This window comes from Aquitalea aquatica (assembly GCF_013911085.1).
GTDB lineage: Bacteria > Pseudomonadota > Gammaproteobacteria > Burkholderiales > Chromobacteriaceae > Aquitalea > Aquitalea aquatica.
In genome coordinates, this window is the sequence record NZ_JACERN010000046.1 from 44,561 (window position 1) to 64,504 (window position 19,944).

Annotated in this window: 21 protein-coding genes; 14 read left to right on the forward strand and 7 right to left on the reverse strand. The window is 61.0% G+C overall.

Going from position 1 to position 19,944, the window contains the following annotated elements:
• The 7 genes from H2Z84_RS19820 to H2Z84_RS19850 all read left to right on the forward strand — a co-directional run bounded on the left by H2Z84_RS19820 (window position 1) and on the right by H2Z84_RS19850 (window position 6,866).
• Window positions 1-1,050, forward strand: coding sequence for a microcin C ABC transporter permease YejB (locus H2Z84_RS19820; RefSeq protein ID WP_103522853.1), 1,050 nt, complete (start codon window positions 1-3; stop codon window positions 1,048-1,050).
• A complete protein-coding gene (locus tag H2Z84_RS19825) occupies window positions 1,047-2,078 on the forward strand; it encodes an ABC transporter permease (RefSeq protein ID WP_181837517.1) in 1,032 nt (343 codons plus the stop codon). The genes H2Z84_RS19820 and H2Z84_RS19825 overlap by 4 nt, the downstream gene beginning before the upstream one ends.
• Before the next feature lies 1 nt (window position 2,079).
• Window positions 2,080-3,651: an ABC transporter ATP-binding protein gene (locus H2Z84_RS19830; RefSeq protein WP_181837518.1), complete on the forward strand. Its 1,572-nt coding sequence runs from the start codon at window positions 2,080-2,082 to the stop codon at window positions 3,649-3,651.
• 157 nt (window positions 3,652-3,808) lie between these two features.
• Window positions 3,809-4,135, forward strand: coding sequence for a thioredoxin TrxA (trxA, locus tag H2Z84_RS19835; RefSeq protein ID WP_045847065.1), 327 nt, complete (start codon window positions 3,809-3,811; stop codon window positions 4,133-4,135).
• A 122-nt stretch (window positions 4,136-4,257) separates the two neighbouring features.
• Window positions 4,258-5,514 carry a transcription termination factor Rho gene (rho, locus tag H2Z84_RS19840; RefSeq protein ID WP_103522856.1) on the forward strand — a complete coding sequence of 419 codons (1,257 nt, stop codon included), beginning with the start codon at window positions 4,258-4,260 and terminating at the stop codon, window positions 5,512-5,514.
• A 90-nt stretch (window positions 5,515-5,604) separates the two neighbouring features.
• Window positions 5,605-6,243, forward strand: a complete 639-nt coding sequence (locus H2Z84_RS19845; RefSeq protein WP_439823310.1) for a trimeric intracellular cation channel family protein — start codon at window positions 5,605-5,607, stop codon at window positions 6,241-6,243.
• A gap of 14 nt (window positions 6,244-6,257) precedes the next feature.
• Window positions 6,258-6,866 carry a CoA pyrophosphatase gene (locus H2Z84_RS19850; protein WP_181837520.1) on the forward strand — a complete coding sequence of 203 codons (609 nt, stop codon included), beginning with the start codon at window positions 6,258-6,260 and terminating at the stop codon, window positions 6,864-6,866.
• Window position 6,867: 1 nt separating this feature from the next.
• Here the strand turns inward: H2Z84_RS19850 and H2Z84_RS19855 are convergent, their stop codons facing one another.
• Both H2Z84_RS19855 and nadC read right to left on the reverse strand, forming a co-directional pair.
• A complete protein-coding gene (locus tag H2Z84_RS19855; RefSeq protein WP_181837521.1) occupies window positions 6,868-8,736 on the reverse strand; it encodes a sensor domain-containing diguanylate cyclase in 1,869 nt (622 codons plus the stop codon).
• A 132-nt stretch (window positions 8,737-8,868) separates the two neighbouring features.
• Complete coding sequence (gene nadC, locus H2Z84_RS19860) at window positions 8,869-9,711, reverse strand: carboxylating nicotinate-nucleotide diphosphorylase (protein WP_181837522.1); 843 nt, start codon at window positions 9,709-9,711, stop codon at window positions 8,869-8,871.
• Between the two features lie 107 nt (window positions 9,712-9,818).
• Here nadC and H2Z84_RS19865 point away from each other — a divergent pair, with 107 nt between their 5' ends.
• Together H2Z84_RS19865 and H2Z84_RS19870 are read left to right on the forward strand one after the other, a co-directional pair.
• Entirely contained in the window at window positions 9,819-10,490 is a 672-nt protein-coding gene (locus tag H2Z84_RS19865) for an energy-coupling factor ABC transporter permease (protein ID WP_181837523.1), read from the forward strand.
• 45 nt (window positions 10,491-10,535) lie between these two features.
• Window positions 10,536-10,916, forward strand: coding sequence for an MAPEG family protein (locus H2Z84_RS19870; RefSeq protein ID WP_181837524.1), 381 nt, complete (start codon window positions 10,536-10,538; stop codon window positions 10,914-10,916).
• Window positions 10,917-10,929: 13 nt separating this feature from the next.
• Here the strand turns inward: H2Z84_RS19870 and H2Z84_RS19875 are convergent, their stop codons facing one another.
• From H2Z84_RS19875 to H2Z84_RS19895, 5 genes are all read right to left on the reverse strand, one after another.
• The gene (locus H2Z84_RS19875; RefSeq protein ID WP_181837525.1) at window positions 10,930-11,559 is read right to left on the reverse strand and encodes an HAD family hydrolase; all 630 of its coding nucleotides are present in this window, start codon (window positions 11,557-11,559) and stop codon (window positions 10,930-10,932) included.
• A 27-nt stretch (window positions 11,560-11,586) separates the two neighbouring features.
• Entirely contained in the window at window positions 11,587-12,612 is a 1,026-nt protein-coding gene (gene murB / locus H2Z84_RS19880) for a UDP-N-acetylmuramate dehydrogenase (RefSeq protein WP_181837526.1), read from the reverse strand.
• 11 nt (window positions 12,613-12,623) lie between these two features.
• Window positions 12,624-14,012, reverse strand: coding sequence for an MATE family efflux transporter (locus H2Z84_RS19885; RefSeq protein WP_181837527.1), 1,389 nt, complete (start codon window positions 14,010-14,012; stop codon window positions 12,624-12,626).
• A gap of 136 nt (window positions 14,013-14,148) precedes the next feature.
• The gene (locus H2Z84_RS19890) at window positions 14,149-14,448 is read right to left on the reverse strand and encodes a hypothetical protein (protein ID WP_181837528.1); all 300 of its coding nucleotides are present in this window, start codon (window positions 14,446-14,448) and stop codon (window positions 14,149-14,151) included.
• A gap of 350 nt (window positions 14,449-14,798) precedes the next feature.
• Window positions 14,799-15,536 (reverse strand): hypothetical protein, encoded by a 738-nt coding sequence (locus H2Z84_RS19895; protein WP_181837529.1) that lies wholly within the window; start codon window positions 15,534-15,536, stop codon window positions 14,799-14,801.
• A 207-nt stretch (window positions 15,537-15,743) separates the two neighbouring features.
• Between H2Z84_RS19895 and pcnB the strand changes: the two genes are divergently transcribed.
• Genes pcnB through panC form a run of 5 tightly spaced genes read left to right on the forward strand, consistent with a single transcriptional unit; the run spans window position 15,744 to window position 19,940 of the window.
• A complete protein-coding gene (gene pcnB / locus H2Z84_RS19900; RefSeq protein ID WP_181837530.1) occupies window positions 15,744-17,108 on the forward strand; it encodes a polynucleotide adenylyltransferase PcnB in 1,365 nt (454 codons plus the stop codon).
• Window positions 17,105-17,611 (forward strand): 2-amino-4-hydroxy-6-hydroxymethyldihydropteridine diphosphokinase, encoded by a 507-nt coding sequence (gene folK, locus H2Z84_RS19905; protein WP_181837531.1) that lies wholly within the window; start codon window positions 17,105-17,107, stop codon window positions 17,609-17,611. The genes pcnB and folK overlap by 4 nt, the downstream gene beginning before the upstream one ends.
• Window positions 17,608-18,249: a deoxynucleoside kinase gene (locus H2Z84_RS19910; protein ID WP_181837532.1), complete on the forward strand. Its 642-nt coding sequence runs from the start codon at window positions 17,608-17,610 to the stop codon at window positions 18,247-18,249. Before folK ends, H2Z84_RS19910 begins: the two co-directional genes overlap by 4 nt.
• A 48-nt stretch (window positions 18,250-18,297) precedes the next feature.
• The gene (gene panB, locus H2Z84_RS19915) at window positions 18,298-19,089 is read left to right on the forward strand and encodes a 3-methyl-2-oxobutanoate hydroxymethyltransferase (protein WP_103522870.1); all 792 of its coding nucleotides are present in this window, start codon (window positions 18,298-18,300) and stop codon (window positions 19,087-19,089) included.
• Window positions 19,090-19,106: 17 nt separating this feature from the next.
• Window positions 19,107-19,940 carry a pantoate--beta-alanine ligase gene (gene panC, locus H2Z84_RS19920; protein ID WP_181837533.1) on the forward strand — a complete coding sequence of 278 codons (834 nt, stop codon included), beginning with the start codon at window positions 19,107-19,109 and terminating at the stop codon, window positions 19,938-19,940.
• Window positions 19,941-19,944: the final 4 nt, after the last annotated feature.

Consider the following 19,944-nt stretch of genomic DNA (forward strand, 5'->3'; position numbering starts at 1 on the left):
ATGTGGCGCTATATCCTCAAACGCCTGTTACTGATGATTCCCACCCTGATCGGCGTGCTGGCGCTCACCTTTGCCATCATCCAGCTGGTGCCGGGCGGGCCGGTGGAGCAGATGGTGCAGCAACTGGGCCACAGCGGTGTGGCCGGCGAGACGGTCAGCAGCGGCAGCCCGTATCAGAGTCGTGGTGGCCTGCAGCCGGAAGAGCTGCAGGCACTGCGCAAGCTGTATGGCTTTGACCAGCCGCCCTTGCAGCGCTTTGGCCACATGCTGGCCGGTTTTGCCCGCTTTGATCTGGGCGAGAGCTTTTTCCATCACCAGTCGGTGGCGCAGCTGATCCTGTCCAAGCTGCCGGTGTCGATGAGCATCGGCCTGTGGACATTTTTCATCACCTATCTGCTGTGCATTCCGCTGGGCATCGCCAAGGCGGTGCGCGACGGCAGCCTGTTCGATCTGGCCAGCAGCACGCTGATTCTGGTTGGCTATGCCATTCCCGGTTTCGTGCTGGGGGTGGCCTTGCTGGTGCTGTTCGGGGGCGGCAGTTTCTGGCAGCTGTTCCCGCTGCGCGGGCTGGTGAGCGACAACTGGTCCAGCCTCAGTCTCGTCGACAAGCTGCTGGATTATCTGTGGCACATCGTGCTGCCAGTGACTGCCTCGGTAGTGGGGAATCTGGCGGTGATGACCATGCTCACCAAGAATGTGTTTCTGGAAGAAATCCGCCGCCAGTATGTCTACACCGCCCGCGCCAAGGGTTTGTCCGAGCGCGCCATCCTGTACCGCCATGTATTTCGCAATGCGCTGATCCCGCTGATTACCGGTTTCCCGGCGGCCTTTATCGGCGCGTTTTTTACCGGCAGCCTGCTGATCGAAACCCTGTTCTCGCTGGACGGGCTGGGCCTGCTGTCTTACGAGTCGGTGATGCGCCGCGATTATCCGGTGGTGATGGGCAGCCTGTACGTGTTCACCTTGCTGGGCTTGCTGGCCAAGCTGCTGTCCGATCTGAGCTATGTGCTGGTGGACCCGCGCGTCAGTTTCGATGGAGGTGAGCGATGAGCCATGCGCCCAGCCTCACTCCCGGCCAGCGCGCCTGGCGGCGCTTTTGCCAGCACAAGCGCGGCTTTTTCAGCTTGTGGCTGTTCTTGCTGCTGTTTGTGCTGTCGCTAGGGGCCGAGCTGCTCTCCAACGACCGGCCACTGGTGGTGCGTTATCACGACCAGCTGTATTTTCCTTTGCTGTTCGATTACCAGGAAACCACCTTTGGCGGCGACTTTGATACCAGTACTGATTATCTCGACCCCTTCATCCAGGACCAGTTTGCCCGGCCAGGCAATTTCGCCATCTATGCGCCCAATCCCTACAGCTACAACACGGTCAATTATTTTGCCGACAACCCAAACCCGGCGGCGCCGTCGGCCGACAATGTGCTGGGCACCGATGATCGCGGCCGGGACGTGCTGGCACGGCTGATCTACGGCTTTCGGGTATCGGTGCTGTTTGCATTGGCGCTGACCGTGTCCGGCACCCTGCTGGGGGTGCTGTTCGGCTCGCTGCAGGGTTTTTTCGGCGGCAAGTTCGATCTTGTGCTGCAAAGGCTGCTGGAAATCTGGGGCAGCCTGCCCGAGCTTTACCTGCTGATTATTCTGGCCTCGTTGTTCAAGCCCAGCCTGCTGTTGCTGTTATTGCTGCTGACGGTGTTCGGCTGGATGGGGCTGGCCGATTATGTGCGGGCCGAATTCCTGCGCAACCGCCAGCTGGAATATGTGCTGGCGGCCCGTTCGCTAGGGCTGAACAGCCTGCAGATCATGTGGCGGCATTTGCTGCCCAACAGCCTGACGCCGGTATTGGCCTTTCTGCCCTTTCGGGTGAGCGGGGCGATCCTGGCACTCACCAGCCTGGATTTTCTCGGCCTGGGCGTACCATCCAGCACACCCAGCCTGGGTGAGCTGCTGGCCCAGGGCAAGGACAATCTGGACGCCTGGTGGATTGCTCTGCCCACCTTCGCCGTCCTCACCACCACCCTGCTATTGCTGATCTTCATCGGTGAAGGGCTGCGTGCCGCCATGGATACCCGGAAAGGCTGAGATGGAGACCCTGTTGACCGTTGCCGCACTCAATGCCCACTTTGGCCGCCAGCAAGTGTTGTCCTCTGTGGGCTTCAGCGTGGCTGCTGGTGAAAAGGTGGCGCTGGTGGGCGAATCCGGCTCCGGCAAAACCGTGACTGCCCAGGCCCTGCTGCAGCTCAATCCCGATGTCCGGCTCAGCGGCTCCATCCGCCTGGCCGGTGAGGAGCTGTTGGGGGCCGGCGAAAAGCGCCTGCGCCAGATACGCGGCCGTGACATCGCCATGATTTTCCAGGAGCCGATGCATGCGCTGAATCCCTTGTTCACCATTGGCCGGCAAATCGGCGAAACCCTCACCCTGCACCTGGGACTGACGGCGCGTGAAGCCCGTGCCGAAGCTATTCGCCTGTTGCTGCGTACCGGCATCAGCGAAGCCGCCGACAAGATCGACAGCTACCCCTTCCAGCTGTCCGGCGGCCAGCGCCAGCGCGCGATGATCGCCATGGCCCTGGCTTGCCGGCCGCGTTTGCTGATTGCCGACGAACCGACCACGGCACTGGATGTGACGGTGCAGGCGCAAATCCTGCAATTGCTGGACGAGTTGCAGCAGGAGCTGGGCATGGCGGTGCTGTTCATCACCCACGACCTCAATCTGGTGCGGCGTTTTGCCGACAAGGTGGTGGTGATGCGCGGCGGCCTGGTGGTGGAAAGCGGCAAGGTGGCACAGGTGTTCCGCCAGCCTTCCCATCCCTATACTGCCGAATTGCTGGCCAGCCGGCCGGATGTGCTGGATGACGCAGCAGCGCCTGCCGCGCCGCCGCGGCTGCAGGTGCGCAATCTGGCGGTCAGCTATCTACAGAAACGCGGCCTGCTCCGCCGGCACGAGCAGACGGTGTTGCAGGATGTGTCACTGAGCGTGCCGGCCGGGCGGACGCTGGGCATTGTCGGGGAGTCCGGCTCAGGCAAAACCACGCTGGGCCTTGCCCTGTTGCGGCTATTGCCATGCCAGGGCGAGATCAGTCTGGATGATGTCGATTTGCAAGGTTTGCGTGGTGGCGCTTTACGCCGGGCGCGCAAGGATTTCCAGGTAGTATTCCAGGACCCGTTCGCCGCGCTGTCGCCACGGCTGACCGTGGGGCAGATCGTGGCCGAAGGGCTGGAGCTGCATCAGCCGCAGCTCAGCCGTGCCGAAATCCGTCAGCAGGTGGTGGCCACCCTGGCCGAAGTTGGCCTGCATCATGAATTCATGGAGCGCTATCCGCATGAATTCTCCGGCGGCCAGCGCCAGCGCATTGCTATTGCCCGGGCATTGATTCTCAAACCCAAGCTCTTGCTGCTGGACGAACCCACCAGTGCGCTGGATGCCACCTTGCAAAAACAGGTACTGCAGCTGTTGCGCAGCCTGCAGCGCAAATACGGCCTCAGTTATCTGTTCATCAGTCATGATCTGGCGGTGATCCGCGCGGTAGCGCATCAGGTGCTGGTGTTGCAGGGCGGGCGGATAGTGGAGCAGGGCGATGCTGCCCAGCTGTTCGCTGCGCCACAGCAGGCCTATACCCGCCAATTGCTGGCGGCGGCCTTGCCGGACTCTTGAAAAGCGCCGCTGGCGCTCCCATTGTCTATGGATGGCCGTGGTTGACCGCACTGTGCAGGCCGGCAGGGCGGCAAAACCGCGGTTGCCCCGCAGGCAGTCAATTGTTAACATCAGCGGTTAACGACACTGCAAACCACCCCGAATACTAGAGGAAGCCATGAGCGATCTTATCCTGCACGTAACCGACGACTCCTTTGAACAAGACGTCCTGAAGGCCGATGTGCCGGTACTGGTCGACTACTGGGCGGAATGGTGTGGTCCGTGCAAGATGATCGCCCCCATCCTGGACGAAGTGGCCAAGGAATACGCCGGTCGCCTGAAAGTGGCCAAGCTCAACATCGACCAGAACGAGCTGACCCCGCCGAAATTCGGCATTCGCGGCATCCCGACCCTGATGATTTTCAAGGACGGCCAGGTTGCCGCCACCAAGGTGGGCGCACTGGCCAAGAGCCAGCTGGCCGCCTTCATTGACAGCCACATCTAAAGCGTCTATTCTCGACTGAACATTCTTCAAGCAGGCGGCGCATCAGCCGCCTGTTTCGTATCCGCATCTACACCCCACAAACAGCGTTCTGCTCAATCTTTACGAGTCGACCAACGGCCGCTATGCATTTATCTGATCTCAAACACCTTCATGTATCCCAGCTCGTGGAAATGGCTATTTCCAACGAGATCGAGGGCGCGAACCGCCTGCGCAAACAAGACCTCATTTTTGCGCTTCTGAAAAACCAGGCCAAAAAAGGCGAAAGCATCTTCGGCGAGGGCACCCTGGAAGTGCTGCCGGACGGTTTCGGTTTCCTGCGCAGCCCGGATACCTCGTATCTGGCTGGCCCGGATGACATCTATGTCAGCCCGTCGCAGATTCGCCGCTTCAATCTGCACACCGGGGACTCCATCGAAGGCGAGATCCGCACCCCCAAGGATGGCGAACGCTACTTCGCCCTGGTGAAGGTGGACAAGGTCAACGGCGAACCGCCGGAAAACTCCAAGCACAAGATCCTGTTTGAAAACCTCACGCCGCTGTTCCCGACCGAGCAATTCAAGCTCGAGCGCGACATCCGCAGCGAGGAAAACATCACCAGCCGCATCATCGATCTGATTGCCCCCATTGGCAAAGGCCAGCGCGCCTTGCTGGTGGCACCGCCCAAGTCCGGCAAGACGGTCATGCTGCAGCACATCGCGCACGCCATCACCACCAATCACCCGGAAGCGGTGATGATTGTGTTGCTGATTGACGAGCGTCCGGAAGAAGTGACCGAAATGCAGCGCTCGGTGAAGGGCGAGGTCGTATCCTCCACCTTCGACGAGCCGGCCACCCGCCACGTACAGGTTGCCGAAATGGTGATCGAAAAAGCCAAGCGTCTGGTCGAGCACAAGAAGGACGTAGTCATCCTGCTGGACTCGGTGACCCGTCTGGCCCGCGCCTACAACACCGTGGTACCGGCCTCTGGCAAGGTACTGACCGGTGGTGTGGATGCCAACGCCCTGCAGCGCCCCAAGCGTTTCTTCGGTGCTGCGCGTAATGTGGAAGAGGGCGGCAGCCTGACCATTATCGCCACCGCGCTGATCGATACCGGCAGCCGCATGGACGATGTGATCTACGAAGAATTCAAAGGTACTGGTAACTGCGAAATCCATCTGGATCGTCGCATGGCGGAAAAGCGCATTTTCCCGGCACTCAACATCAACCGTTCCGGTACCCGTCGCGAAGAACTGCTGGTGCCGCAAGACCAGCTGCAGCGCATCTGGGTATTGCGCAAGCTGCTGTACCCGATGGACGACATCGAGGCGATGGAATTCCTGCAGGACAAGATCAAGGCCACCAAGTCCAATCTGGCCTTCTTCGACTCCATGCGCCGCTAAGCCGGTAAGAACGGCATTCTGCGGAATGCATAAGCAAAACCCGACGCCGGGCCTGACAAGGTCTGGCGTTTTTGTTAGTGATGGTCTGTGATGGAAATCAGTAGCCGCTTTTTTCAAATGGAAGTGTTTTCCGCCCTGGGCACGGTTGCCTTCGCCTTTTCTGGTTATCTGATCGGCGTACGCAAGCAACTGGACCTGCTGGGCATCGTGGTGGTGGCCCTGCTCACCGCCATTGGCGGTGGCATCATCCGCGATGTGCTGGTGGCCAGGGTGCCACTGGTGTTTTTTGATTACACCAGTCTGGTGATCATTGCCGCCACCTTGCTGGTTTCGGCACTGCTGCGCCTGCACCGGCGGCAAAGCCGCACGCTGGAGCGGCTGTTCATCATCGCCGATTCGCTGGGGCTGGTGGCCTTCAGCATCACCGGTGCCCAGGTTGGGCTGATGTATGATCTGAACGCTTTTGGCGTGGTGCTGCTGGGTTTCATCACCGCCGTTGGTGGTGGTGTGGTGCGCGACATGATGGTGAATGACATTCCCTTCATCCTGCACAAGGATTTTTACGGCACGGTGTCCATACTGGTAGCAGGTGGACTATTTGTGCTGGACCAGCTGACCTGGGTTAGCACCTTGCTGTTGCAGCTGTTGTTTCTGGGCGGACTGGCGGTGCGTCTGTTTGCACACTGGAGCGAACTGGCTCTGCCCAAGATAGGCCCGCACACCAAATAAGAAGGATGACAGCCATGTGGCCGGCGGACAAAGAAAAAGCCCAGGACTGGATACGCCAGTGCCTGGCCAGGTTTGTCTTTGATGGACAGGCCGGTGACATCCCGTGGCGCGGGGTGCAAGAGGGCCAACGACCGGCGGCGGTGCTGGTGCCGCTGGTATGGCACGATAGCGGCCCCACGGTGCTGCTGACCCGGCGTACCGAGTCTTTGTCGACGCATGCTGGCCAGGTGAGTTTTCCGGGTGGCAAGGTGGACGCTGAGGATCGTTCAGTGATCGCGGCAGCCTTGCGTGAGGCGCGTGAAGAAATCGGGCTGGCGGAAGAGCAGGTGATCGTGCTGGGTACCTTGCCGCAGTACGTGACCATTACCGGCTTTGTCGTGACGCCGGTGGTGGCCATGCTGCAGCCACCCCTGCAGCTGCGTCCGGAGCCGGGCGAGGTAGCCGAGGTGTTCGAGCTGCCGCTGCAGCTGGCGTTGGATGGCCGGCAGTATGAAAAGCACAGCTATGTGCGCGATGGGGTGGCCGGGCATTATCTGGCCATGCAGTGGCAGCAGTTCACCATCTGGGGGGCGACGGCGGCCATGTTGCGCCTACTGTCGCAGGCACTGGACGCGCCCCGCTGAACTACTCGGCGTTGCCGTCGCTCAGCATCAGGTCGCGTCCGGCCATCTTGGCCTGGTAGAGCAGCTTGTCGGCGCGACTGAGCATGCCAGATGGCGTATCTCCGGGGCGCCAGTCGGTAATGCCGCCACTGAAAGTGACTTTCTCGTCGGTAAAGGGAAATACCGTGCTGGCCAGTACCTGCTGTATCCGCGCCATCACTTTTTCTGCATCACGCAAGCGGGTGCAGGGGAAAATCACCAGGAATTCCTCGCCGCCGATACGAGCACATACATCGGTGCTACGGGTGCAGTCCACCGCAGCATTGGCTACGGCCAGCAGCACATTGTCGCCAGCCTGGTGGCCAAAGCTGTCATTGAATTGCTTGAAGTGATCGATATCGAACACGGCGACTGACATGGGCTGGCTGTAGCGCTCGCAGCGCTGTAGTTCTTCCTTGAGGGTCTGGTCGGCATGACGGCGGTTGCTCAGCCGAGTCAGCGGATCGGTGATGGCCATCTGGTTGAGCAGGCGGTTTTTTTCTTCCAGTTCGTTTTCCAAAGCCTTGCGTTCGGAAATATCGTAGAGGGCAATCAGTGCCGCCGGGATCTGCTGTTGCGGCATCAGCTCCACCGAGACAATGGCCCACAGCTTGCTCTGGTCAGCGCGCTCCAGCTCGGCTTCACGGTTGGAGACGACTTCGCCGCTACGCAGCCAGTCGCAGACCGGCGACAATTGCAGCGGCAGATCCAGCATGGCTGACTGGCCATCGGCACGCTGCGGTGCGGCCGGCAGCTGCAGCATGTCGCGTGCCGGTGCGTTGGCACGCAGGATGCGCAGGCCATCGGTGGCTACCAGCACCAGGGCGACCGGAGCGGTGTCCAGGGTGAGCCTGGCCAGCTCTTCGCTTTCACGGATGCGCGCGGCGCTGGCTGAGAGCAGGCGGTTCTGGCGGATGCTGGCCAGATGGTTGCGCAGGGTCAGCATGGTCAGGCCGGCGGTAAACAGCCAGGCCAGAATGGCCAGCGTGGCCTTGTCGTTATAGGCGCGGGTGAAATCGCGTTCGGCAATGCCCACCACCACGCGGAAGGGAAAGCCCTCCATCAGGCGGGAGCTGTAGAGCCGTACTTCCTGATCCAGGATGGAACGGGCACGAAACTGCAGATAATTGTCGTGGCGGTCCAGCACATCGGTGCTTTGCAGTTCGTTCAGCGCCTGCTCAGTCTTGCCCTTCTGCGCGGGCCAGCTGGCTTGCAACACCTGGCGCTGATCCAGCACCAGGATTTCACCGAAACGGCCTACCGGCAACTTGGCTACTTCGGCCTGAAAGAAATGTTTGTCCAGCACGCCCACTACCATGCCGATGGCTTCGTCATCCTGGTTCAGCAGCTTCTGTACCAGCACGATGCCATCTTGTCCCTGTTCCTGGCGGGTAGAGGTAAAGCTGCTGTCCTGGCCTCCATTACGGTGATACCAGCGACAATAATCGGTTTTCAGCTGGGAGGATGGGCTGTGTTTCTGGCTGGAATACAGCACGTAGCAGGAGCTATCCAGAATGTCGATCTGCTTCAGGTTGGGCATCTGGCGCAGCTTGCTGCGCATCTGCACGTCGATGCGCTGTTCCTGCTCCTGCGACAACAAGTGCTTGTTCAGCAACAGCTGTACCAGATTACTGTCGCTGGCACTTTTCAGGATCAGGCTGGTTTCGCGCAAGCCGGACGAGAGCCGCTCTTCCAGTAGCTCAGACAAGCCGGCAGCCTGGTTGCGTGCCTCGCTCTCGCCCTGGCGGCGGGTTCCGGCCAGGTCAAGAATGACCACCAGCAAGGTGCTGGCCAGGAAGATCGCTGCCAACCATTTGGCGCGCTTGCCCTTTGCCTGTTGTTGCTTGCGCAAGATGTGGTTTTCCCCGTTTAAATAATCGCGGCCTGTATGGCCGTCTGATCGGTATGCTCTATCCGGTATACCTCGTAAACACGCGAATGGACACTTTTATACTGAGTGCGGCCATCCGCCGCCACGATGGTCTCAGTGCTGAAAGCGCATGGATAGGTCGATAGCCTGAATATCCTTGGTGAGCTTGCCGATGGAGATGCGGTCGACCCCGGTTTCGGCGATGGCACGCACGCTGCCCATGTCTACGCCGCCGGAGGCCTCCAGTAAGGCGCGGCCGGCGCTTAGCGCCACGGCGGCACGCATGTCGTCCAGCGACATATTGTCCAGCAAAATGAGTTTGGCACCGCCATCCAGTGCCTGTTGCAACTCGTCCAGGTTTTCCACTTCGATCTGCAGGCTGACGCCGGGAGGAATGATGCGGAAAGCCTGTTCCAGCGCCTGGCGGATGCCACCGGCGGCCATGATGTGGTTTTCCTTGATCAGGATGCCGTCGTACAGACCGATGCGCTGGTTGTCGCCACCGCCGACAGTCACCGCATACTTCTGCGCCAGACGCAGGCCGGGCAGGGTTTTGCGGGTATCCAGAATGCGCGCACGGGTGCCGGCCACCACATCCACATAGCGGCGGGTCTGGGTGGCCACGGCCGACAGGGTTTGCAGGAAGTTGAGCGCCGAACGTTCGGCCGTGAGCAGGGCGCGGGCCGGGCCGCTGATTTCGCACAGCACGCTGCCGGCAGCAATCTTGCGGCCTTCGCGGACCTGCCAGATGACGCTGCAGCGCTCATCAACCTGGCGGAAACACTCCTCAAACCACGCCTTGCCGCACACGACGGCCTCTTCGCGCAGCAGGACGGTGGCACAGCCTTCCTCGGCCTGCTCAATCAACTGGGCGGTCCAGTCGGCCTGACCAATATCCTCGGCCAGCGCAATGCTGACCTGCTGGGCGATAAGGTGGTGGGCTGGCTGCTTGCTCATGTCGGGACCCTGATGGCAAAAGCGCTATTGTACCCAGCCATGCCGGTGCTGTGGGGCTAATCGTCGCGGTGGTATCATGCGCAACACCTTGTCGGGCTGGAGTATTCATGGATTTGCCTGCTGTGTTGTTTCCCCTGTGGCTGCTGTGGACGGCGGCGGCCGTGGCCGGGCTGGTGCTGGGTTTCGCCGCCACCCGGGTGCGCTGGCGGCAGCTGGATGCCGCTGCCTGCAATGCCTGGATGGGCGCCGTGGTGTTGCTGCTGGGGCTGTGGTTGATGAAGGGCGGGCTCAAGCCTGGCCTGTCTTTCCACTTGCTGGGCGCCACGGTACTTACCTTGCTCATGGGCCCCTGGCTGGCCTTGCTGGCCATGGCGTTGCTGTTGCTGGCCCTGGTGGCCGGTGGTCATGGTGATGTGTTGGCGCTGGGGCTGAACTGGCTGTTGACCGCTGCACTACCGGTGGGGCTGAGCAGCCTGCTGTTGCAGCTGGCGCGGCGGCATCTGCCGGCACAGCTGTTTGTCTATGTCTTCCTCAATGCCTTTGTCGCTGGTGGCCTCAGCCTGTTTCTGAGTGGTGCCGCCGGCATGCTGGCGCTGGGGCTAGGTGGTGCTTACGCAGCGGACTATTTGCTGGAAGAAGCGCTGCCGTTTTATTTTTTGCTGTCCTGGTCCGAGGCTTTCATCAGCGGGCTGGTGATGGCCATTCTCATCGTCTACCGGCCGCAATGGGTTGCCAGCTTCGATGACGCGGCCTATCTGGGGCGCGGACCGGAAATCTGAGCCGGCTGCTGGCCGATGATTCACCCTTTTTCAGGAGAAACAGTCATGCCCTTTGCCTTGTGGAGTATCTTGCTGGTGTCGTTGCTGCCGCTGTTGTGGACCTTGCTGGCCAAGGCAGGTATCCCGTATGACAACCATCAGCCACGGGTCGGTCTGGCGGCGGCCACAGGCTGGCGCCAGCGTGCCAACTGGGCGCAGCAAAACGCCTGGGAGGCTTTCCCCAGCTATGCCGCAGCCATGTTGCTGGCCTGGATGATGAAGGTGCCGCCAGCTCGACTGGATCTGCTGGCTGGACTGTACCTGCTGCTGCGGCTGGGGCATGGCCTGTGTTATATCGCCGATCAGGCCACACTGCGTTCGCTGTGCTGGCTGGGGGGCATGGCCATGGTGGTGCTGCTGTTTGTCAGTGCGGCTGGCGTGTTTTAAGCACAGATCGACATCAAGTGCTTAGCAGGCCTTGTGCCTGCAAAGCCTGTTGCACTGCCGGCAGGCCCACGGTGTGAAATGCCTGCCAGCCAGCTTGCCGGGCCGCCTGCACGCATTCGATGTTGTCATCGAAAAACACGATTTGCCCTGCTGCCACTTGCAGTGCTTCTTGCACGTAGCGATAAGCGGCGGCATCCGGCTTGCGCAGGCCGATCAGGTGGGAGGCAAAGCAGGCTTCGAAGTGCTGCAGCACATCGAATTCGCGCTCGATCTTGCCCCAGTGCAGGGCATTGTTATTGCTCAGCACGGCCAGCCGGTAGTGCTGGCCCAGTTGCAGCAGCAGTTCATGGACGCCGGCAAACGGTCCTTGCAGCCAGTCGTCCAGCGCCTGCAGCATGGCCTCGCTGCTGATGCCCAGTTGCAGCTTGTCTGCCATCAGTGCGGCGAACTCGCGCGGTGTGGCCCGGCCGGTGTCCAGCAGGGCCACCTCAGGTGTGTGTAGCCAGAATTGTCTGGCCTGTTCGCGGCTGAGACGGCCTTGCGACAGCGCCATCAGCGGATCGATGCCGTTCCAGTCCACCAGGACACCACCCAGATCGAAGACCAGTACCGGCGCGTGTTGCAGTGTTTGTGTCTGTTGCATGATGGTTCGCTTTGTCGTGGCCGGGTTTTACCAGACCAGTGGTTCGGCTTCCAGTTCCACGCCATAGCGCTGCAGCACTGTCTCCTGTACATGGCGCGCCAGTGCCCACATCTGGCTGCCGCTGGCCAGGCCATGGTTGACCAGTACCAAGGCCTGGCGTGCATGCACACCGGCATCGCCCTGGCGATAGCCTTTCAGGCCCGCCTGCTCAATCAGCCAGCCGGCAGCCAGTTTCACCAGGCCTGGGCCAGCCGGGTAATGCGGCAGGGCAGGGAAGCGCAGCAACAGGGCATCGGCCTGACTCTGCTCAATCACCGGGTTCTTGAAGAAGCTGCCGGCATTGCCCAGCACGGCCGGGTCTGGCAGTTTGCTGGCGCGGATGGCCATCACCACATCGCTGACATCCAGCGGTGTGGGCTGCGGGATGCCGCGTTTTTCCAGCTCTTGCTGGATGTCGCCATAGCCGGTTTTCAATTGCGGCTGACGCGACAGCCGGAAGCGCACTGCCGTCACCAGTAGCCGCCCAGCAGCCTCGTGCTTGAAAACGCTGTCACGGTAGGCAAAGTGGCAGTCGGCATTCTCCAGTAGCAGCGGGTTGCCATCAGCCTGCAGATCGGCACACACCACCTGGGCAATGCGGTCCTTCACTTCCACGCCGTAGGCACCGATGTTCTGCACCGGGCAGGCCCCCACGGTGCCGGGAATCAGGCTGAGGTTTTCCAGCCCGTACCAGCCCTGTTGCAGGCTGTAGCGCACGAAGTCATGCCAGTTCTCGCCTGCTGCGGCCTCCACCAGCACGCTGTCCGCGCTGTCTTCCAGCAAGCGGATGCCGCCTAGTGCCACCTTGATCACCAGGCCGGGGTAGTCGCGCGTCAGCAGCAGATTGCTGCCCCCGCCCAGCCACAAGACCGGGCCGGTCTGGTAGGCAGTGCTGGCGAGCACTGCCGGCAACTGCACCAGCTCATCCAGCTGGCAGAAGTGGGCCGCCTCTACCTCCATGCCAAAGGTATTGTGGGGTTTGAGCGAGATATGCGACTGAATGGCGAATGTCATCTTCAGCTTTCTTATGCGGTTTGATGGTGCAGGCGACGGCGACTTTCGCGTGCCAGATAGCTGACCAGCAGCAGGGCGGCAATGCTCAGGCTGAATACCAGCGCCAGCCAGAAGCCATAGATGCCCATTGGCGCCACCAGCCAGTCGGTCAGCCCCAGTGTGATGCCCAGGCCCAGCCCGATGCCCCAGAAGGCAGTGATGTGAATGATCATCGGCACTGTGGTCAGCTTGTAGCCGCGCAGCGCACCGGAGGCAATGGTCTGGGCGGCATCGGTCAGCTGGAACACCGCCGCGAACAGCAGCAGGGCCGAGCCCATGGCAATCACCTGCGGATCGGGCGAGTAAATCGCCATGATATCCTGGCGCAGCCACAGTACCAGCAACATGGTGCCTACGGCGGTAGCCAGCCCCACCAGCAGGCCCACGCCGGCAACGAAACGGGCACCATGATAATCGCCAGCACCAGCACGCTGGCCCACCCGCACGGTGAGGGCGGTGGAGATGCTCTGCGGCAACATGTAGATGATGCTGGAGAAATTCAGCACCGACTGGTGGCTGGCTACTACCGTCATGCCCAGCTTGGCAATCAGCAGGGCGATGAAGGAAAACAGGCTGACTTCTACAAAGAATGACAGGCCGATGGGCAGGCCCAGCTTGAGGAATGCACCGTAGCGCTTCCAGTCAGGCCAGCTCATCTGCCGGGTCAGACCATAGGGGCGGAAATGACGATGCCAGCAGATATAGGCAAACAGGGTGAGGCAGTTAAACCAGAACACGATGCCGGTGGCCCAGCCACAACCGGCTCCCCCCAGGCGTGGCAGGCCGAACAGGCCGTGGATCAGGGCGTAATTGAGCGGAATGTTCAGCGCCAGCGCAATCAGGCTGACCACCATGATGACGCGTGGTCGGTTCAGGCTGGAGGCATAGGCGTGCAGGGCGCGGTGCATCATGGCCGCCGGCATGCCGACGGCGGTGCCGGTGATGAACAGCATGACCTTGTCTTCCACATCGGTAGGTAATTGCAGCCACAGCCGCAAAGGGTGTTCGGCCAGCAGCATGGCTGCGGCACCCAGCAGGCCGACGAACAGGCCGAACCAGATGCCCTGTCTGCCGGTTTCGCCCAACTGCTCGGTCTGGCCTGCGCCCAGTTGATGGGACAGTACCGGATTGAGTGCAGTCACCACGCCCATCAGCGTGACATAGACGGTGATGAAAATACTGGCACCCAGGGATACAGCGGCCAGGTCGTCAGTGCTGACCCGGCCAGCCATCACGGTATCGACAAAGCCGGTGGCAACCTGGGCGACCTGGGCAATCATCATCGGCAGGGCGAGGCGGCTGATCTGGCGGGCTTCGGTGCTGATGGCACCGGGAGGGGCGCTTTTCAGTTGCTGCAACATGGCGGTGCGTCAATTCGGCGGGGTGGGCAAGCGCTCCATTATAAGGAGCGCCCGGCTACCCTGTCTTGCCCAATGGCGACGCAACGTGACAGCACCGGCGCGCAATGCGGCGCAGCGGCTGTTGCAGTGTGGCGGCTCAGAAGCGTACCGGCGTCTCGCGGCGCAGATCGCAGCTGATGATCAGCTCCTTGCCAAAACGGCTGTTGATGGTCAGTGCGTCCATCAGGCCCACCTCGTGGATGGTCAGCTGCCGGTTGTCCAGCTGGCTGTCATAGCCAAGCTGGCTGGCAAAGTCGATCAGTGCTTGCAGCGGCAGGGTAGTGTCGGCGCACAGGGGGGTGGCAGTCAGGCTGCCTTGTAGGGGGCGTTTTCTTCCCACGGCATCGTATACGGCAAAGGAAAAGTCGCTACAGCTATCTTGCAGGCAATCGTACATGGTGAAACTCCATCGGGTATGAGTGAGCGCTGTTGCGTGCCCGACTCTCCGTCAGGCGACGCTTTAGCAGGATTTTTGGGCGCCCTGCAAGTTGTCGATTAACTCGGCGCCTGTGCTCCGGCCATGGCCGGAGACGGTAAAACCAAAACTAAAACTACTTAAAACAAGCAACATGCCCGATGTCGCATAGCGAGCGCACTATAAGGTGAACAAGCGGAAAAAGAAAAACCCGCCGGCCAGAAGAGCGCAGCGGGTTATCCGACTCACGCTTTAGCTGGCATTTATAGTGCGCCCAGCAAGCTGTATCAAATCGGCGCATGAGAAAAGATTATTCCTGAGCAGATTGCCTGTCAACCCCTGTTGTGTGCGGGCCACTGTTGCAAAAAGTCCTGCCAATGTCCGCCGGTCTGGCTCAGCAGTTGTGCCAGTTTTTGTTCGTGCTGGCTGCGGGTGAGGGCGGAAATCTGCCCTTGCAGCGCGGCCAGGCGCAGCCACATCAGATAATGGCAGGCAGCACGCTGCGCGCTGTGCTCAAGAAGGCTTGGCAGCTGTCCTGCGGCCGCCGCTGCCCAGGATTGCGGTGCATCGTAATCGGCAATGCGCGGCAGGCCGCACAGGCCGGCCATTTCCTGCTGCGGCACACAGCCGGGCTGTGCGCCCTGGCATAGCAGGCGGCTCAGCTCCAGAGTCTGGCCGAACAGGCCGTTGGGGCCGCCCGGAAACGCCACATTGTGCAACATGGCCCGGTGGCGCAATACCGGCAACAGCAACTGGGAACCCTGCCAGCTGACAATTTGCGGCATGTGTTCGTTCAGCAGTGCCGCCAGCGCTTGCAGCATGGCGGCTTCGTCCTGTCCGGCGACCGACTGGTGCAGCGCTACTTCCTGCCGGCTGTGCAGCACGGCATTGATCGCAACCACACGATGCAGGTGGTAGGGCATGAACTCATCGGCCCGGCTGGCCCGGCTGCGCTGCAGGGCAAAGTAGACGACATCAGCGTCGCTGATTTGGGCATCCAGCTGATACAGGGTACGGATGCCGGCGACATCGGGCAGGGTCTGGATATCCAGGGCGAGTAAGGGAATCACGTGGTGTCTTCACACAGAAATGGCGGCAATGGTGTGCGATTCTAGGCCGGCTGCGCACGGCGGGCAATCATGACAAAGCGGCTGCCCTATTGCCAGTCGGGATTAAATGGGTCAGAGCGGTATATCTTGTCAGAAGATTCAGGCTATAATCTGCCGCTTGAATTCCTTTCTTGCGAATCCCTTCATTCCACGTCCTTATTCCTCTAAATGATCCGCAAGCTTATCCGTAAAGTATTGGAGCTGCCGTCAGGCATGGGCAAACGCCGTAGCAAACCACGCGTGATTCCGCTGTCCCAGCATGGCGTACGCCGCGATCAGCTCAGCAATGCTGCGCTCAAGGTGACTTCCCGACTGCAGGAAGCCGGTTTCTCTGCCTTTGTGGTAGGGGGAGCCGTGCGCGACCTGTTGCTGGATGTTTCTCCCAAAGATTTTGACGTCGCCACCAATGCCACGCCGGAGCAGGTGCATCATCTGTTCCGCCGCTCGCGCATCATTGGCCGTCGCTTCCGCATCGTGCACGTGATGGTGGGGCCGGAAACCATCGAGGTCACCACCTTCCGTGGCGGTGGCATCGATGATCAGAATGAGTCGGGCCGCATCATGGCCGACAATACTTTCGGCAGCCAGGAAGAGGACGCACATCGCCGTGACTTTACCGTCAATGCCTTGTTCTTCGATCCTTCCGACGAGTCCATCATCGACTATCACCACGGGGTCAAGGACCTGAAGGCGAAGAGGCTGGTGATGATAGGCCAGCCGGCACGCCGCTATCAGGAAGATCCGGTGCGCATGCTGCGCGCGGTACGTCTGGCGGCCAAGCTGGGTTTCGAGATCGACGACGACACCCGCAAGCCGATTCGTGCCCATGCCCATCTGCTGCGCAAGGAGCCGCCGGCACGGCTGTTTGATGAAATGCTCAAGCTGCTGATGTCCGGCCATGCCTACGCCTGCCTGAAGAAATTGCGCGACGAAGGCTTGTCGCGTGGTGTCTTCCCGCTGCTGGATGCCGTGATGGGCGAGGACGGTGACGACTTGTTCCTGCAATTGGGGCTGCAAAGCACCGATGCGCGCATTCGTGCCGACAAGCCGGTATCGGTGGGTTTCCTGCTGGCCACCTTGCTGTGGCAGCAGGTGAAGCAGCACTGGGAGCAGCATATCGCTGCCGGCGAGAAGCCCTTGCCGGCCTTGCAGCTGGCCATTTCCGATGTGGAAAACGAGCAGGACAACGATTTTGCCATCCCGCGCCGTTTCAGCGTGACCATGCGTGAAATCTGGACGCTGCAAGCCCGCTTCGACAGCCGCAGTGGTGCCCGTCCTTACCGTTTCCTCGAACAGCCGCGTTTCCGTGCTGCTTTCGACTTCATGGCCTTGCGCGCCGAAGCTGGCGAGCTGCCGCTGAGCCTGGTGGAGTGGTGGGAAGCCTTCCAGCGTGGCGATCAGGCAGAACGTGAAGAACTGATTAATGACGCCAAGAACAGCGGCGAGGAAGAACCGGCGAAAAAGCGCCGTCGTCGTCGCCCATCTGGCCGTCGCCGTACCGATCAGGCCGGCGGAGGGGGAGAGGCCGCGTGAGCCTAGCCTACGTCGCTCTGGGGAGTAACCTGGAGCAACCGGCTGATCAGATCAGGGCCGCGCTCGCGGCCCTTGCTGCTCTTGACGGCAGCCAGCTGCTCAGCCACTCCTCGCTCTACCTCACCACGCCGGTGGGGTATCTCGACCAGCCCGACTTCATCAACGCGGTTGCCCTGCTGGATACCACGCTTACCCCTTACCAGCTGCTGGATGCGCTGATGCAGATCGAGGCCGGTTTCGGCCGCGAACGCAGCTTCCGCAACGCACCGCGGGTGCTGGATCTGGACGTTTTGTTGTATCAGGACACCGTGTTGGACGATCCGCAGCTGCTATTGCCGCATCCGCGCATGCACCAGCGGGCCTTTGTCATGGTACCGTTGGCGGAAATTGCCCCCGGCCAGCAGGTGGGGGAACACGGCCTGGCCGCCGATATCGCTGCTGCACTGGATTGTGCCGGCGTGGTGCGGCTGGAGTCGTCAGCTCAGCCAAGGAGACAAGCATGAGTCAGAGTCATTTGCGCTATGTAGTGGTGGAAGGGCCGATCGGCTCCGGCAAGTCGGCGCTGGCACGCCGTCTGGCCAACTACTGGGGTGTGCAACTACTGGCGGAAGACCCGGCATCCAACCCTTTCCTGCCGCGTTTTTACCGCAATGTGGCTTCGCATGGTCTGGCCACCCAGCTGACTTTTCTCATGCAGCGTGCCGACATGGCCCGTGGCATGTTGCTGGGCGATAGCCTGGCCAGCCCGGTGGTATCGGATTTCCTGTTTGAAAAAGACGCCCTGTTTGCCCGGGTGAATCTGGACGAGCAGGAACTGGCCCTGTATCAGCGCCTGGCGCAGCAATTGCTGCCGCAATACCCGGTGCCAGACCTGGTGATTTACCTGCAAGCCTCCGAGCAGGTCTTGCTGGATCGCAGTGCCGCCCGCGCCAGCGAGCTGGAACAGAACTTCCCGGAAGGCTATTTGAAGCGCGTGCATGCCGCTTACAGCGAGTTCTTCCATCAATACGAAGCAGCCCCCTTGCTCATCGTCAATACCGACCACCTCGAGCTGGTTGATGGTAACGAGGATTTCGAGCTATTGTTGCGCTGCATCAGCGAGATGCGCGGACAGCGCAGCTATTTCAACAAGAGCGTCTGAATACAAGTGACGCCTTGCATTTCCCGACCACACCGAGGAAGTACAGGTATGAAAATTACCGTCAACACCCTGCAGAAGATGGCCGCCGAAGGCCAGAAGATCGTCATGCTCACCAGCTATGACGCAAGCTTTTCCACCCTCCTCGATCAGGCGGGTGTGGAGATTCTGCTGGTGGGTGATTCACTGGGCATGGTGATCCAGAACCGCGATTCCACGCTGCCGGTCACCATGGAAGAAATGGTTTACCACACCCGCTGTGTCGCCGCCGGCGCCGGCGATGCCATGGTGCTGAGCGACCTGCCGTTCGGCAGCTATCAGGAAAGCCCGCAGCAGGCTTTCGCCAATGCCGCCCGCCTGATGCAGGCCGGTGCGCACATGGTGAAGCTGGAAGGTGGCCGTTTCATGGCGGAAACCACCCGTTTTCTGGTGGAGCGCGGCATTCCGGTCTGTTCGCACATCGGCCTCACCCCGCAGTTCGTCAACACCTTTGGCGGCTACCGGGTGCAGGGCAAGAGCGAGAGCGACGCCGAACGCCTGCTGGATGACGCCCGCCAACTGGCCGAAGCCGGTGCCAGCCTGGTGTTGATGGAATGTGTGCCGGCCGATCTGGCCCGCCGCGTGACCGAAACGGTTGCCGTACCCACCATCGGCATTGGTGCTGGTGCCGAGGTCAGCGGCCAGGTACTGGTATTGCACGATATCCTCGGCGTCTATCCGGGCAAGAAAGCCCGCTTCGTCAAGAATTTCATGAATGAGGCAGGCAGCATCCAGGGTGCGGTCGAAGCCTATGTCAAGGCAGTCAAGGCCGGCAGCTTCCCCGCTGCCGAGCACACCTTCTAAGCCAAAAGGGTAAGGAAATGGAAATCATCCGCAGCGTGGCAGCCATGCGTGCATGGCGTCGCCAGGCCGGCAAGCTGGCTTTTGTCCCCACCATGGGCAATCTGCACGAGGGCCATCTGGCTCTGGTCGAGGCGGCGCACCAGCACGCCGACAAGGTGGTGGTCAGCATTTTTGTCAATCGCCTGCAATTTGGTCAGGGCGAAGATTTCGACGCGTATCCGCGTACCTTTGAATCCGACTGTGCCAAGCTTGAGGCGGCCGGGGTGGATGCGCTGTTCTTCCCCACCGAGCAGGAGCTGTATCCGCGCGTGAAGCAGGATTTCAATGTCGAGCCGCCGCATATCCAGGACGAGCTGTGCGGTGCTTTCCGCCCCGGTCACTTCCGTGGCGTGGCTACCGTGGTGAGCAAGCTCTTCAATATCGTGCAGCCTGATGTGGCCTGCTTCGGCAAGAAGGACTTCCAGCAGCTGCACGTGATCAAGGCCATGGTGGACGACCTGAATATTCCGGTGGCGGTCATTCCGGTAGATACCGGTCGTGCAGAAGATGGTCTGGCCTTGTCCTCGCGCAATGGCTATCTGACGGCAGAAGAACGTGCCGAAGCGCCGCGCCTGTACCGCAACCTGTCCGCCATGCGTGCAGTCCTGCTGGCTGGTGATAGCGATTACGCCACGCTGGAAGCCAAGGCCAGTGCCGATCTGCAGCAGGCTGGCTGGGTAGTGGATTATGTCGAAGTACGCCAGGCCGATACCCTGGAAGTGGCCCATGCCGGCGAAAAACGCCTGGTGGTACTGGCTGCTGCCCGCCTGGGGCGTACCCGTTTGATCGATAATGTGGAAGTGTCCCGTTAAGCCG